Annotated in this window: 11 protein-coding genes; all 11 read left to right on the top strand. The window is 44.7% G+C overall.

The features are described from left to right. Positions 1–176 precede the first annotated feature (176 nt). The 11 genes from LIQ05_RS00835 to LIQ05_RS00785 all read left to right on the top strand — a co-directional run bounded on the left by LIQ05_RS00835 (position 177) and on the right by LIQ05_RS00785 (position 14,148). Positions 177–1,025, top strand: a complete 849-nt coding sequence (locus tag LIQ05_RS00835; RefSeq protein ID WP_226817954.1) for a class II fructose-bisphosphate aldolase — start codon at positions 177–179, stop codon at positions 1,023–1,025. A gap of 11 nt (positions 1,026–1,036) precedes the next feature. Further along, positions 1,037–2,044 (top strand): LacI family DNA-binding transcriptional regulator, encoded by a 1,008-nt coding sequence (locus LIQ05_RS00830; RefSeq protein WP_226817953.1) that lies wholly within the window; start codon positions 1,037–1,039, stop codon positions 2,042–2,044. Continuing rightward, complete coding sequence (xylB, locus tag LIQ05_RS00825) at positions 2,041–3,555, top strand: xylulokinase (RefSeq protein ID WP_226817952.1); 1,515 nt, start codon at positions 2,041–2,043, stop codon at positions 3,553–3,555. Before LIQ05_RS00830 ends, xylB begins: the two co-directional genes overlap by 4 nt. A gap of 14 nt (positions 3,556–3,569) precedes the next feature. Then, a complete protein-coding gene (locus LIQ05_RS00820; RefSeq protein ID WP_226817951.1) occupies positions 3,570–4,619 on the top strand; it encodes a galactitol-1-phosphate 5-dehydrogenase in 1,050 nt (349 codons plus the stop codon). A 4-nt stretch (positions 4,620–4,623) separates the two neighbouring features. Then, entirely contained in the window at positions 4,624–5,553 is a 930-nt protein-coding gene (gene pfkB, locus LIQ05_RS00815) for a 1-phosphofructokinase (RefSeq protein ID WP_226817950.1), read from the top strand. Positions 5,554–5,725: 172 nt separating this feature from the next. Continuing rightward, entirely contained in the window at positions 5,726–6,736 is a 1,011-nt protein-coding gene (locus tag LIQ05_RS00810; RefSeq protein WP_226817949.1) for an aldo/keto reductase, read from the top strand. Positions 6,737–7,227: 491 nt separating this feature from the next. After that, positions 7,228–8,850, top strand: coding sequence for a response regulator transcription factor (locus LIQ05_RS00805; RefSeq protein WP_226817948.1), 1,623 nt, complete (start codon positions 7,228–7,230; stop codon positions 8,848–8,850). Then, entirely contained in the window at positions 8,847–9,968 is a 1,122-nt protein-coding gene (locus tag LIQ05_RS00800) for an FAD:protein FMN transferase (protein ID WP_226817947.1), read from the top strand. Before LIQ05_RS00805 ends, LIQ05_RS00800 begins: the two co-directional genes overlap by 4 nt. Then, entirely contained in the window at positions 9,965–11,779 is a 1,815-nt protein-coding gene (locus tag LIQ05_RS00795) for a sensor histidine kinase (RefSeq protein WP_226817946.1), read from the top strand. The genes LIQ05_RS00800 and LIQ05_RS00795 overlap by 4 nt, the downstream gene beginning before the upstream one ends. After that, entirely contained in the window at positions 11,766–12,752 is a 987-nt protein-coding gene (locus LIQ05_RS00790) for a substrate-binding domain-containing protein (protein WP_226817945.1), read from the top strand. The genes LIQ05_RS00795 and LIQ05_RS00790 overlap by 14 nt, the downstream gene beginning before the upstream one ends. 418 nt (positions 12,753–13,170) lie before the next feature. Continuing rightward, a complete protein-coding gene (locus tag LIQ05_RS00785; RefSeq protein WP_226817944.1) occupies positions 13,171–14,148 on the top strand; it encodes an ABC transporter permease in 978 nt (325 codons plus the stop codon). Positions 14,149–14,163: the final 15 nt, after the last annotated feature.

Here is a 14,163-nt window from a genome sequence, read left to right as displayed (position 1 = left end):
TTTATAAGTTACCTTTCTTTGACAAAAATTACAAGGTAAAATTTTACGCAAAAAGATGAAATATTTACTGTTGACAGAAACAGGTAAAAGAGGTAATATGAACTCAAACGGAAACGTTTCGGTTTTCAAAAAACAGAAGATTCACAGCTTGCATCAGCAGGCAGAAGGAGGAGAATATGCCACTTGTTACATCTAAGGAAATGTTGTTGAAGGCTCAGCAGGGCGGTTACGCAGTAGGTGCATTTAATGCAGAGAATATGGAGATGGTGAAGGCTATCATTCAGGCCGCTGAGGAGCTGAAGGCTCCTGTTATGATCCAGACCACCCCATCCACAATTAAGTATGGTACTCTTGAGACCTACCAGGCTATTGTTGCTGCAGAGGCTGCGAAGGCTTCCGTTCCGGTTTGCCTGCATCTTGATCACGGTAGTAGCTTTGACCTTGCTATGAAGGCTTTGAAGGCTGGTTATACTTCTGTTATGATCGATGGCTCTAAACTGGAATATGAGGGCAACATTGAGGTGAGTAAGAAAGTGGCTGATGTTGCAGCATCCATGGGAATTCCATGTGAGGCAGAACTTGGTAAGGTAGGTGGCAAGGAGGATGACCTGGTTGCAGTAGCAGATACCAATACAGATCCACGGGAAGCCAGGGAATTCGTAGAGCGCACAGGCGTTACTTCCCTTGCAGTTGCAATCGGTACTGCACATGGTTTCTATGTAGGAACACCTGTCCTTGATAAAGAGCGTTTAAGTGAGATCCGCGAAGTTGTAGATATTCCGCTTGTTCTTCACGGTGCATCCGGACTTAGTGACGAAGACGTTATGGACTGCGTAAAGAGAGGAATCTGCAAGGTGAACTTCGCTACTGAGCTTCGTGCAGCATATTCCAAGGCTGTGAGAGAGACACTTGAAGATGAGAAGGTATTTGATCCGAAAGCATACGGTAAGGCAGGAATTGCAGCTGTGAGGGAACTTGTAATGGCTCGTATGAAAGTTTGCGGCTGTGACGGAAAGGCTGAATAAGAGGCGGTTTTATGGCAGCGACGATGAAAGACATTGCCAGACGGACAGGACTTGGCCTGGCAACGATCTCCTCTTATTTTAATGGGGGCAATGTAAGAGAGAAGAACCGCATCAAGATCGAGGAAGCCATCGAAGAATTACACTACGAGGTGAATGAAGTTGCCCGGGGTCTGAAGACCAATGCTACCAAGACGGTGGGAGTTGTGATTCCGGAGTTGAACAATGTATTCTGTGCAGAGATCATCAGCGGAATGGAGGATATTCTGAGAAGCCACGGTTATGCAGCCATTGTCTGTGACTGCAGGACCGATAAGAAGCTTGAGAAGGAAGCTATAGATTTCCTTACCAGGAAGCGGGTAGACGGAATTATCAATATGCCGGTAGATATGTCTGGTGCCCATTTGAAGGAATTTCAGAGAACTGGCAAGCCGATTGTACTAATCGACCGTATGATTCAGGGAATTTCCTGCGATTGTGTACTGGTAGACAATGAGAATGCCGCCGAGAAAGCTGTAGCTATGCTGGTAGAACAGCAGCATGAAAAGATTGGCCTGATCGGTGGACCGGATGAGGTATTTACAGCCAGGCAGCGTATGTCCGGCTACCTGAAAGCTCTTAAGACACATGGGATAGCTGTTGACGAGAAGCTGATCTGTCATGGCGATTATACCATCCAGGGAGGCGTACAGGCAGTGGAAGAACTGGTGAGGGAGAATCCGGATATGACAGCTATTTTCGTGACCAATTACGAAATGACCATGGGTGCTGTGATCGGACTTAATGAGATGGGGGTGTCCATGCCAGATGAGATTTCCTTGGTTGGATTTGATAACCTGCCCTTTGCCCGCGCATGCAGGCCATCTCTGACCATCGTTTCCCAGCCCACGGAGAAAATTGCCAGGGAAACTGCACAGATCATGCTGGAACGGCTGGAAGGTGCAGAGAATCTTCCTGAGCACATTATACGAAAACTTCAGACCGATATTTTTATGGGGAAATCCATAAGGAGACAAGGATGAGCAAAGACTATTTATTAGGAATTGATATTGGAACCAGCGCATGCAAGGTTGCCATATTTGATAGGAACGGACAGGTGATGGCTTCTGTAAGCGGTGATTACCCTGTTTACTATCCGCATGAGGGATGGGCACAACAGAAGCCAGATGAATGGTGGAGCGCAGTATGCGGCGCCATCAAAGAATGTTTGGAGAAGAATAGTATTTCCAGTGAGCAGATTGCAGGTGTGGGAATTGATGGACAGAGCTGGTCCGCCATTGCCATTGACGAGGAAGGTCATGTACTGGCTGATACACCGATCTGGATGGATACCAGAGCCCAGGAAATTTGTGACAGACTTAATCATGAGATCGGCAGTAGTAAGATTTTTGAAATTGCCGGTAACTCCCTTCAGCCTTCTTATACCACGGCGAAGATCCTGTGGTATAAGGAGAATCTGCCTGAAGTGTATGGGAAGATTTATAAGATCCTTCAGTCCAATAGCTTTATTGCTTACAGACTGACGGGGGCTATTACACAGGATCTTTCACAGGGATATGGATTGCATTGCTTTAATATGCGTACCGGTACCTGGGATGAAGAGATGTGTGAGAAACTGGGAATTCCTATAGAGTTTCTTCCAGAAATCGTTCCCTGTGACAAGGTTGTTGGAAGTGTGAACGAAACAGCTGCCAGGGAGAGCGGACTTGCTGTTGGAACTCCTGTAGTGGCAGGTGGGCTTGATGCAGCGTGCGGTACACTTGGAGCTGGCGTGATCCATCCAGGAGAGACACAGGAGCAGGGCGGACAGGCTGGCGGCATGAGTATTTGCATGGATACTTATAAAGCTGATCCAAGTCTGATCCTTGGATATCATGTAGTGCCAGGTCAGTGGCTCCTCCAGGGAGGAACTACTGGAGGCGGCGGTGTTATGCGCTGGTTTGAGCGGGAATTTGCGGATTATGAGAGAAGCCAGAAGACTGAGACGGGGAAATCTTCCCTTGATCAGCTGAATGAAATTGCCCAGGAGATACCAGCTGGAAGTGAGGGCGTTGTATTCCTTCCTTACATGTCTGGTGAGCGATCCCCTATCTGGAATCCGTATGCAAAGGGGGTCTTTTATGGCCTTGATTTTGCCAAGAAAAAGGGTCATATGGTGAGGGCCTGCATGGAAGGCGTGGCGTTTTCCCTGCGTCACAATCTGGAGGTTGCGGAAGCTGCTGGAGCCATGGCAGAGGTGCTCAGAGCCATGGGCGGTTCTGCGAATTCTCTTCTCTGGACACAGATCAAGGCAGATGTGACCGGGAAGACCGTGGTTGTTCCTGCCTCGGATACCGCGACGACATTGGGAGCGGCGATCCTGGCTGGAGTAGGAGTAGGATTGTATAAAGATTATGAGGAAGCAGTGTCTATGACTGTTAAGGAAACAAGACGCCATGAACCTGATCCTTTGAACAAAGAAGTTTATGATAAGGCATACCGTACATACAGAGAGTTATATGAATCTCTCAAGAATATGATGGTGCGGCAGTAAGGAGGTATTTCAAGATGAAAGCAGCAGTTGTAGTTGCAAACGAGGACGTACAGTATCAGGAAATCGAAGAGCCACAGGCAAAGCCAGGCTGGGTAAAGATCAAAGTAAAAGCATCCGGTATCTGCGGATCCGATGTTCCACGGGTATTGAACCACGGTGTTCATTTCTATCCAATCGTTCTTGGACATGAGTTTTCCGGTGATGTGGTAGAAGTTGGAGCGGGCGTTACCAAGGTAAAAGTTGGAGATCGTGTTTCTGGAGCTCCTCTGCTTCCATGTATGAAATGTGATGACTGCCAGAATGGAAACTTCTCCTTATGTAAGCATTACAGCTTCATTGGTTCCAGACAGCAGGGAAGTAATGCGGATTATGTGGTGATTCCGGAACAGAATGCAATTCCTTTTGATCCGTCTATTTCCTATGAGCAGGGCGCTATGTTTGAGCCATCTACCGTTGCCCTTCACGGACTCCTTCAGAATGACTATCAGGGTGGACGCTGCGTAGCAATTTTAGGATGCGGGACAATTGGTATTTTCACCATGCAGTGGGCGAAGATCTTTGGCTCTAAGAAGGTTGTCGTATTTGATATCAGTGATGAGCGTCTGGATCTTGCTTTAAGAATGGGCGCAGATGCAGTTGTGAATACAACCAAAGAAAACTTCATGGAAGAAGCTATGGCAATTACCGGCGGCAAAGGCTACGAATTTGTATTTGAGACAGCAGGACAGGTACCGACTATGCATATGGCATTTGAGCTTGCAGCAAACAAGGCTCATGTATGCTTCATCGGAACTCCTCATGCAGATCTGACCTTCACACCAAAGCAGTGGGAGAACATGAACCGTAAAGAGTTCAAACTTACTGGTTCCTGGATGTCCTATAGCTCTCCGTTCCCAGGCAAAGAGTGGGATCTTACTGCTCACTATTTTGCAACCGGACAGCTGAAATTTGATCCAGGATTTATTTACCGCAAAATGCCAATGAGCCAGGCACAGGAAGCGTTCCAGCTTTATAAGACTCCAGGTCTGGTAAAAGGCAAGATTCTTCTGATGAATGAGGATTAAGGATATGATACTGACGGTAACATTAAATGCAGCCATTGATAAGCGCTATGTAGTGGATAATTTTAAGACCGGCGAGGTAAATCGTGTAAAGGAATGCACGTATGTACCTGGGGGCAAGGGGCTGAATGTTTCCAAGCCTGCTTCCATTTATGGGGCTGAGGTAGTTGCTACAGGCTTTGTTGGTGGCCATGCAGGCGCCTATATTGAGGATGCCCTGAAGCCATTTGGAATTAAGAGTGCTTTTTACCATGTGGGTGCAGAAAGCAGATCCTGCATCAATATCTGGGACGAGATCAATCAGGTACAGACAGAATTTCTGGAGCCGGGATTTACACTTACAGATGAGGATTTTGCAGGATTTGAGGAGGAATTCCGAGGCCTTGTAAAAGAAACAAAGGTAGTAGCCATGTCTGGAAGTGTTCCCAAGGGACTTGACGGAACTGCCTATCAGCGTCTGGTAAAGATCGTGAAGGATGCAGGAATCCCGGTAATTCTGGATACAAGCGGCAAGCTTCTGGAAATGGGAATTGAAGCAGCACCGACTATGATCAAGCCGAACATTGATGAGATCCGTATGCTCACAGGCAAGCACTGTGATGATATTCAGGATATTATAAATGCAGCGAAGGAAATCCATGCAAAAGGCGTGGAGATCGTAGCAGTCTCCCTTGGAGGTGATGGCTCTATTGTTGTAGGTGACGAGGGGATTTTCCGGGCACGTGTTCCAAAAATCGATGCAGTGAATACGGTAGGCTGTGGTGATTCCATGATCGCAGGATTTGCTCTTGGTTTATCCAAGGGGCTCTCTCTTCCAGAGACTCTGAAGCTGGCAAGTGCCATTTCAGCGGCAGCAGCCATGCGGGAAGAGACAGGATTCTTTGTAATGGAAGACATGGAGAAGCTGCTTCCACAGATTGAGATTACGAAGTTATAATGCAATTCAGCAAAGGGTATTACGTAAAAATCAATTGAATTACATAAAATGAAATGTTGCTGTTTGTGGGTATTCCTCTAGGTATTTTATGCGGGCAGTAACGATTAAAAGGGTGTAAAACTATAAATTTTATCCGCATAAAAATGTGCGGAATGTTAAGGAGGACAAGAAAATGACAATGATTGATCCAGCAATTGTTCCACAGAGAACACTCTACACTGGTGCCAAGATGCCAGCTGTAGGAATGGGAACCTTCGGAAGTGACCATGCAGACGCAGATGCAGTTTCCGCTTCTGTTGCAGGTGCACTTCGTGTAGGCTATCGTTCCTTTGACTGCGCTGCATGCTACGGAAATGAAGACATGATCGGAAAGATTTTCGCAGATGCCTTTGCAGAAGGAATTGTAAAAAGAGAAGAACTTTTTATTGCATCCAAAGTATGGAATGACATGCATGGCGACGGAGATGTACTCATTGCCTGTGCTAAGACCTTAAAGGATCTGAAGCTTGATTATCTGGATATGTACTATGTACACTGGCCATTCCCGAACTATCATGCACCACATTGTGATGTGGATTCCAGAAATCCTGATTCCAAGCCATTTACAGTAGAGCGCTTTATGAAAACCTGGCGTCAGATGGAGCGTCTGGTAGATATGGGACTGACCAGGCATATTGGTATGTCAAATATGACCATTCCGAAACTGGAAGCTGTACTTCCGCTTTGCAGAATCAAACCAGCTGCAATCGAGATGGAGCTTCATCCATGCTTCCAGCAGCCGGAGCTGTTTGATTATTGCAGAGAACATGGTATTGAGGTAGTAGGCTTCTGCCCGATTGGTTCCCCTGAGCGTCCAGAGCGTGATAAAATGCCAGAAGACATTGCAGATATTGAATTGCCAGAACTGAAAGCGATTGCAGCAGCACACGGTGTTCATCCGGCAGTAATATGTATCAAATGGGCGGTACAGAGAGGGGCATCTCCAATCCCGTTCTCTCTGAAAGAGAAGAACTATACCATGAATCTGAAGTGTGTAACAGAGGATCCGCTGACAGAGAAAGAGATGGAGACAATCCGTTCCCTGGATAAGAACAACCGTCTGATCAAAGGACATGTATTCCTGTGGAAAGGTGCCAAAGACTGGCATGACCTTTGGGATGAGGATGGCGTAATCGTAAAGTAAAAGACTGTCATTTAAGAAAGCTTGTTTTACAAAGTGCTTTGCAGGTTATGCCTGCGGCCAGAGAAATTTTATACAGATATACACATAAGAGAAAAGCTGAATAATTACAAAAGCTGCAGAGTTTATAAGTGAAAATATAACTTTGCAGCTTTTGTTTCCTTTTTTATAAAATTATGTTCAAAAACATTTAAGTTACCTGTGAACAGTAACACGCTTCGCGATGCACAGAAATCATGCATTCGCATGATTTCGTGCTGAGGTTCTCGGGGGTTCTGTGAACTTTGTTCACAAAGAACACCTCGCGGAACATTACCAGTGAACAGTAACTAACACATTTAAAAACTGTCAGAAATATTTTGTTTAGTTTGCTTAGATTTATAGTCTGTGATAATATAATATTTAGATGAAATTAATAGAACGCTATGTACAAACCGGCACCGGGGGGACGCCGATGAGATACATGCTATATACAGAAAGGGAAAACAAAAACTATGTATCGAATTTTACTTGTAGATGATGAGATCCTGGTACGTGATGCCATTAAGGAGAATATTGATTGGAAATCTATGGACTGTGAGCTTGTTGGAGATTGTGAGAATGGGAAGCAGGCAGCAGATTTTGTAAAAACACACCCGGTGGATATTGTCCTTACTGACATTCTTATGCCTTATATGGACGGAATGGAACTGAGTCATTTTCTGCATGATCATTACCCAGAGATTGTGATCGTGATCTTCAGTGGTTTCGGGGAATTTGAATATGCCAAGAAAGCCATTCAGTATAATGTAAGCGAATACATGTTAAAGCCTGTGACAGCCATGGAGCTTCGGGAAGTGATCGGCAAAATGAAAGAAAAAGTAGATCAGCAGCGAAAAGAAAAGAAGAAAATGGAATCCCTCACAAAGACTTCCCAGGACTATCACAAAAATGCGCTGGTAATCCGCTCCAAGGCCATTGAGTCCCTGGTAAGCTGTACAAGAGATGTGCAGGAGAGCCTGGACGAACTTACAGAAATGGGCATTTGTCTGGAAGCAGCATCCTACCGTGTTGCAGTGTTTGATATGGATCTGTTTTCCGGCATTCACCAGATTGATATGGAGAAGCGCCAGGAGAGTGCGCTGATGGCGTTCGTATTATTTAATGTGGCGGATGAGATTGTCACTGGAAAAAATGCAGGAATTGCTTATCAGGAGGGAAATAACCGGGTATGCATCCTTTTTATGGGAAACCACAGTCGGGAATTTGCCTGTGAAATACAGGAAATTTGTGAGGAAATCCAGAAAAAAGTAAAAGAAGTGATCGGTATCGAAGTTTCAGCAGGAATCGGCGGCTGGGTAAGAAATCCAGGGGAGACCATCCAGTCTCATAACCAGGCAGAAAAAGCGATTGAACTGCGTTATCTGCTGGGAGGAAACCTGCTTATTGATACAGAAACACTTAGCCCGGAGAGAAGTCTCTCTTTACGGCAGCCTTTAAGTAATCTGGTTGATGGAATTAAGAAGGAGAATAAAGAAGAACTGCAACAGGCTCTTGCAGTTATGAAGTCTGAGATTAAGAAGGTCAGAGCAGATAAAAGCCAGGCCTGTGTCTGCCTGCAGATGATTCTGCGTCATGCAGGAAGCTGCTGGGAATCACTCTCTTCAGAGAACGAAGATCTGTTTCATAAAAGAGAACTTCTTATGGGGAAGGTGACGGAGCAGAAGACCTTCAGTGAGGCATTCAGGATGGTGGAGGATTATGTTTACGAAGTATTCGAAAGATGCTCTTCCATGAACAGCTCCAGCGGTCAGAAGCAGGCACTGCTTGCCATGGAATATATTCGGGGACATTATAATGAACCGGAATTTGGTTTGAATGATATCTGCTCCTATCTGAATATTGGAACCAGCTATTTCAGTACGATCTTTAAAGAAACTACAGGAGGAACCTTCCTGGAATTTCTCAGTAAGGTACGAATGGAGAAAGCAAAGGAGCTTTTGGAGCAGACTACACTTAAGAACTATGAGATTGCGGAGATGGTAGGATATTCTGACCCGCACTATTTCGGAATCTCTTTTAAGAAAATGACAGGCAAGACACCTACAGAATATGCAAGGGAAAAACGATCTGTATGAAAAGAAAAGTACTGATAGCTGCTGCTATAGGGACTGGAATCTTGTTTCTGGCAGGGGCAGGCCAATGGCATTTTAGGCAGAACAGGAAGTGTCAGAAACAGCTGTTTGCAATGGATACCTATATGGAATTTACAGCATATGGCCCAAACAGCAAGAAGGCAGTAGATGCAGCCATGGAAGAAGTTCAGCGACTGGATCAGCTTTTGTCCGCGCAGGATGAAAACAGTGAAGTGTATGTTCTAAATGAGCAGGGGAGTCTTCCTGTATCCAATGATCTGGCAGAACTTATAAAGAGAGGAAAAGAGATTTTTCAGGAAACAGGCGGCCTTTTTGATGACACTATTTATCCGGTGATGAAATTATGGGGATTTCCAACCGGGAAATATTATGTTCCATCAGAACAAGAAGTACAGAAGGCATTGGCATTGGTAGATGGAGAAAAAGTAGAAGCTCAGACACCAGATGCGGAGTACGTTATAGGAAAAGAACAAGACGAAAAAGGACAAAAGGCTGAGACCCGTAACGATAGTGAAAAGAAAGAAACAGTGTCCTATGTGACGTTAGGGGAAGATCAGCAAGTCGACCTGGGAGGACTTGCCAAGGGATATACTGGTCAGAAGCTGGCAGAAATAATGGAATCCTATGGTGTTTCTTCTGCATTGTTTTCCCTTGGAGGAAATATCCAGGCGATAGGCACGAAGCCGGACGGCAGCAGGTGGAAGGTTGGAATCCGTGACCCGGAAGGGGAACAGCAGGATTATATTGGTGTCCTGTCTGTGAAAGATGCAGCAGTAGTCACTTCAGGAGGCTATGAGCGGTACTTTGAGGAAGATGGGCACACTTATATCCATATTATCAATCCGAAAACAGGCTACCCGGCGGAAGGAGACTTACTGTCTGTCACAATTGTGTCGAAAGATGGTACATTGGCGGATGGAATGTCTACAGCTCTTTACATTATGGGGTATGAGAAAGCATGCCAGTTCTGGCGGCAGCATAAAGAGGAATTTAATATCATTCTGGTCACTGACGATGGAAAAATACATATTTCAGATAGTCTTCAGGAGGACTTCCAGTCAGAGCAGAAGTGGGAGATAATACGGGGAAACGGCCGATGAACGAGAAGAACAGAGAACAAAAATTTTTAAAAGGCTTTAAAAGTATACAGAGTACCATATTTGTAGCCACATCTGTGCTGGTCCTTTGCGCAGTACTTGTGGCAACAGCAGTGTCGGTACGCTATACAAATTCTACGATTTATGAAAATTCAGCCATTTATACCCAGACTATCATCCGGCAGCTGAATCAGAATATCGATTCTTATATTACATATATGGATAACATAGCATCTGTCATTGCCAAAAGCCAGGATGCTTATCAGCTTTTGTATCAGCAGATCGGTGAGGATGAAGCAGTGAAAGAAGGGCACCGGAAGCGCCTTTTGGAACAGTTCAGCACAATTCTGAAGGGGCGGGATGATATCTGCAACATCGGAATTGTACAAAAAGACGGTGTGATGCTTATTAACAGCGGTTATCAGGCTACCAATCCAGATCTGGATCTGTCCACTCAGGAGTGGTACACCAATGCAGTAGATAATTATAATCAATATTGTTTAAGCTCTTCCCATGTACAGCATGTGATTAAAGGACAGCGCCCATGGGTTATCACCCTGAGCCGTGAGGTCCACAATTTTTATGGAACGGGAAATAGTGATGGCGTGGTATTTATTGACCTGAACTATAGTGCTATTAGTGAACTGTGTGATCAGAACAGCATTGGGGATAAAGGCTATGTCTTCATTCTGGATCAGGATGGAAATATTGTTTATCATCCAAGTCAGCAGCAGCTGTACAATGAGCTACAGACGGAGAATATCGATATTGTAATGAATGCAGATTCAGATACGGTGGTAACTGGTGAGGGGGACGAGGAAAAGATTTACACACTTTCCCATTCCGAAACCACTGGCTGGACCATTGTGGGCTGTATGAACATGGCAGAGCTTTTAAAGGGCAGTAAAGAAGCAAACAATATTTATGTTATGACAGCCATCGTATTGGTTGCCATTGCTATGCTGATCTCCAGTTTTATTGCCCGCAGTATTACCCTTCCGATCCAGAAGCTTCGTGATTCCATGGAGCGTGTACAGGAAGGTGATTTCAAGGCCGCAGATGATTTGCTTGTTCCGTCCCAGAACGAGATTGGAAGTCTTACCACCTCATTTAACGTAATGACTCACAAAATAGAAGATCTGATGGCCCAGAATGTCCATGAACAGGAATTGAAGAGAAAAAGTGAACTGAAGGCACTTCAGTCCCAGATCAATCCACATTTCTTATATAATACCCTGGATTCGATTATCTGGATGGCAGAAGGAAAGAAATATGAGGATGTGGTATTGATGACGGCGTCTCTTGCAAGACTTTTGCGCCAGAGCATCAGCAATGAAGATGAGACAGTGCTGATCGGGCAGGAAATCCAGTATGTGAAGAGCTATCTCACCATTCAGAAAATGCGCTATAAGGACAAACTGGAATTTGAGATCAATGTGGATCCTTCTATTAACAGTGTTCATATCGTCAAGCTGGTACTTCAGCCCATTGTGGAAAATGCAATTTACCATGGATTGAAATACAAAGAATCGAAAGGCCTGCTTACGGTTACCGGATATCAGAAGGATGGTGATGCAGTGATTGAAATTACAGATGATGGTGTGGGAATGGATGAGGAGACCTTAGGCCGTATTTTTGAGAAGCATAAAGTCAATTACCGCTCCAATGGTGTTGGCGTATACAATGTTCAGAGGAGACTTTCCATGTACTATGGAAAGGAATATGGTCTGCGATATAAGAGTGAGAAGGGAAAAGGTACCACAGTTACCGTGGTAATCCCCATTGAGCAGGAGGAACATCATGAAAAAGCGTAAACAATGGCTTATGCTGGTGGGTATCGCACTGGCGGTGTGCCTGGTCTCTGGAGGCATGCTTTATATCCGGCAGAAAAACTACAGTAAAAAATGGTCTTTAATTTACATCCCGAAAACAGAAGATGGAACCAACGATTTCTGGACCTCTCTGATTTCAGGAACCCGAATGGCCGCCCAGGAATGCGGCGCGTCTCTGGAAATTCTGGCACCAGAGCGGGAACAGGACGTCGAGGTACAGAATCGCTTACTGAAGGAAGCCATTGAAAAAAGCCCGGATGCGATTCTGTTCTCCCCATCCAGCTTTGATGCTTCAGATGAATTGCTTCAGAAAGCTAAGGAGAAGGGAATTAAGATTACCTTTATAGATTCCTATACAGAGAATGACATCCAGGACATGACGGTTGCAACCGATAATCTGGAGGCTGGAAAACAACTGGGAGAATATGCAAGAACGTTATTAAATGAGGATTCCAGGATAGCTATTGTGAGCCATGTGAAGGGGGTATCCACAGCAATTGAGAGAGAGCAGGGCTTTCGGGAAGGACTGGGAGATTATAATAAGAATGTTGTAGACGTAGTATATTGTAATTCCCAGTTTGACAAGGCCTCCCAGCTTACAGAGGAATTGATGGAAAAGTATCCGGATCTGGAAATGATCGCTGGTATGAATGAGTATTCCTCAGTAGGTGCTGCCAGGGCCGTCCAGAAGCATGATATGGAAGGTAAGATCCAGGTGGTGGGAGTTGACAGCTCCCAGGAAGCAGTACAGCTTATGGAAAAAGGCGTTTTCAAGGGAATCGTGGTGCAGAAAGCATTTAAGATGGGATATTTAGGTGTAACGGAGACGGTACGCATGCTCCAGGGCAAGCCCTATGATGAGAATGTGAACTCCGGCTGTCAGTTGGTTACTCCGGAGAATATGTATTCCAGTGAAATTGAGAAACTGATTTTCCCATTTAATATCCTAAAATAAATCCATTAACGATGTATTGAATAGAAATCAGCTGCTATCGGGACGGTCAGAATATGAGAAGCAGACGTTGCGGTATACTTACGATCGGATAAAACGAAACCTCGGGGTTAATCTCTTACGTTTCCTGTAAATGAAAAAGAGAGAATCCCGAGGCTTTTTTAGTTTTATATAGTAGAGTGTTAGAGCGTGTTTCAAACACGCTCTAGTACATATTTTCCATAAAAGGTTAATAATTTATGACCATACCGTAAATATTTAACCTTTTTCTGGAAAATATTCTATTACAATTGTGCAGGATTCACGGTATGATATAGAAAACGCAGAGAGAGTGCAAAAGAGTTATTGTTCAGAATAAGCTCGCGGAGAATCTTAATGTGAGGATCCTGGGCAATAACAAAAAATTAAGGAGGGTGAAAAGTTGGAAAAGTTAAAACAAAATCCAATTGTGAAAAAGCTCGGCCTGAACAGAATACTGCTTGTCTGTATTCTTGTTCTTATGTTCGTAGTTTTCAAGGTAGTGCTCGGAAGTAAATTCCCTATTGGTGACAGTATCAAATCTACTTTGAACTATGTATACTTCCTGGGCTTCTTATCACTTGGAGTAACATTTGTAATCGCTACAGGAGGAATCGATTTCTCCATCGGACCGGTTATGTTCTGCTGTGCACTGGTTTCCGGTTACTGCATGACTTCTTATGGAGTTCCTTGTGCAGCTGCCATGGTACTGTGCGTACTCATCGGTCTTGCATTTGGAGTATTCAATGGCTGGCTGGTTTCTTATATGTCAGTTCCGCCATTCATTGTTTCCATGGCATCCATGAACATTGCGAAAGGTATCGCTTCCGTATTTACCAAGACTCAGTCAGTCAGCTGGCCACAGAGTTCTGATCCGGTAAACGGATGGTTCCGTAATATCACATCTTATAATGGATTCCCGGTTGGTCTTGTGATCTTCCTTGGAATGGCAGTGGTTTGCGGTATTGTTCTTTACAATACAAAGCCAGGACGTTATATCCTTTGCCTTGGATCTAACAGTGAGGCAGTTCGTCTTTCCGGTGTCAACACCAGAAAATGGAGAATGCTTGCATATGTGATCTGTGGATTCCTGGTAGGAATCGGAGCACTGTTCTTTGTAGCTACTTATACAACCGTTCAGCCAGGATATGGCGATCAGTATAACAACGAGGCAATTGCAGGCTGTGTAATGGGTGGTACATCCATGGTTGGTGGACTTGCTTCCATCGGCGGTACTGTAATCGGTGTATTTATCATCTCTCTTCTTCAGCAGGGAATCATGGCATTTGGTCTTGGTAAAGGACAGCAGATGATTATTACAGGTATCATTGTTATTGTAGCAGTTTACGCTGACGTTTCTGCACGACGCAGAAAGAACTGATCATAAGGGAGGATT

Source organism: Blautia glucerasea (genome assembly GCF_020537505.1).
Lineage (GTDB): Bacteria > Bacillota > Clostridia > Lachnospirales > Lachnospiraceae > Blautia_A.
This window is presented reverse-complemented; position numbering and strand designations above follow the sequence as displayed.

Bases quoted from the DNA above. Each gene is read 5' to 3' on its own strand.
- LIQ05_RS00835 (WP_226817954.1), top strand. From the start codon at position 177: ATGCCACTTGTTACATCTAAGGAAATGTTGTTGAAGGCTCAGCAGGGC.
- LIQ05_RS00830 (WP_226817953.1), top strand. From the start codon at position 1,037: ATGGCAGCGACGATGAAAGACATTGCCAGACGGACAGGACTTGGCCTG.
- xylB (WP_226817952.1), top strand. From the start codon at position 2,041: ATGAGCAAAGACTATTTATTAGGAATTGATATTGGAACCAGCGCATGC.
- LIQ05_RS00820 (WP_226817951.1), top strand. From the start codon at position 3,570: ATGAAAGCAGCAGTTGTAGTTGCAAACGAGGACGTACAGTATCAGGAA.
- pfkB (WP_226817950.1), top strand. From the start codon at position 4,624: ATGATACTGACGGTAACATTAAATGCAGCCATTGATAAGCGCTATGTA.
- LIQ05_RS00810 (WP_226817949.1), top strand. From the start codon at position 5,726: ATGACAATGATTGATCCAGCAATTGTTCCACAGAGAACACTCTACACT.
- LIQ05_RS00805 (WP_226817948.1), top strand. From the start codon at position 7,228: ATGTATCGAATTTTACTTGTAGATGATGAGATCCTGGTACGTGATGCC.
- LIQ05_RS00800 (WP_226817947.1), top strand. From the start codon at position 8,847: ATGAAAAGAAAAGTACTGATAGCTGCTGCTATAGGGACTGGAATCTTG.
- LIQ05_RS00795 (WP_226817946.1), top strand. From the start codon at position 9,965: ATGAACGAGAAGAACAGAGAACAAAAATTTTTAAAAGGCTTTAAAAGT.
- LIQ05_RS00790 (WP_226817945.1), top strand. From the start codon at position 11,766: ATGAAAAAGCGTAAACAATGGCTTATGCTGGTGGGTATCGCACTGGCG.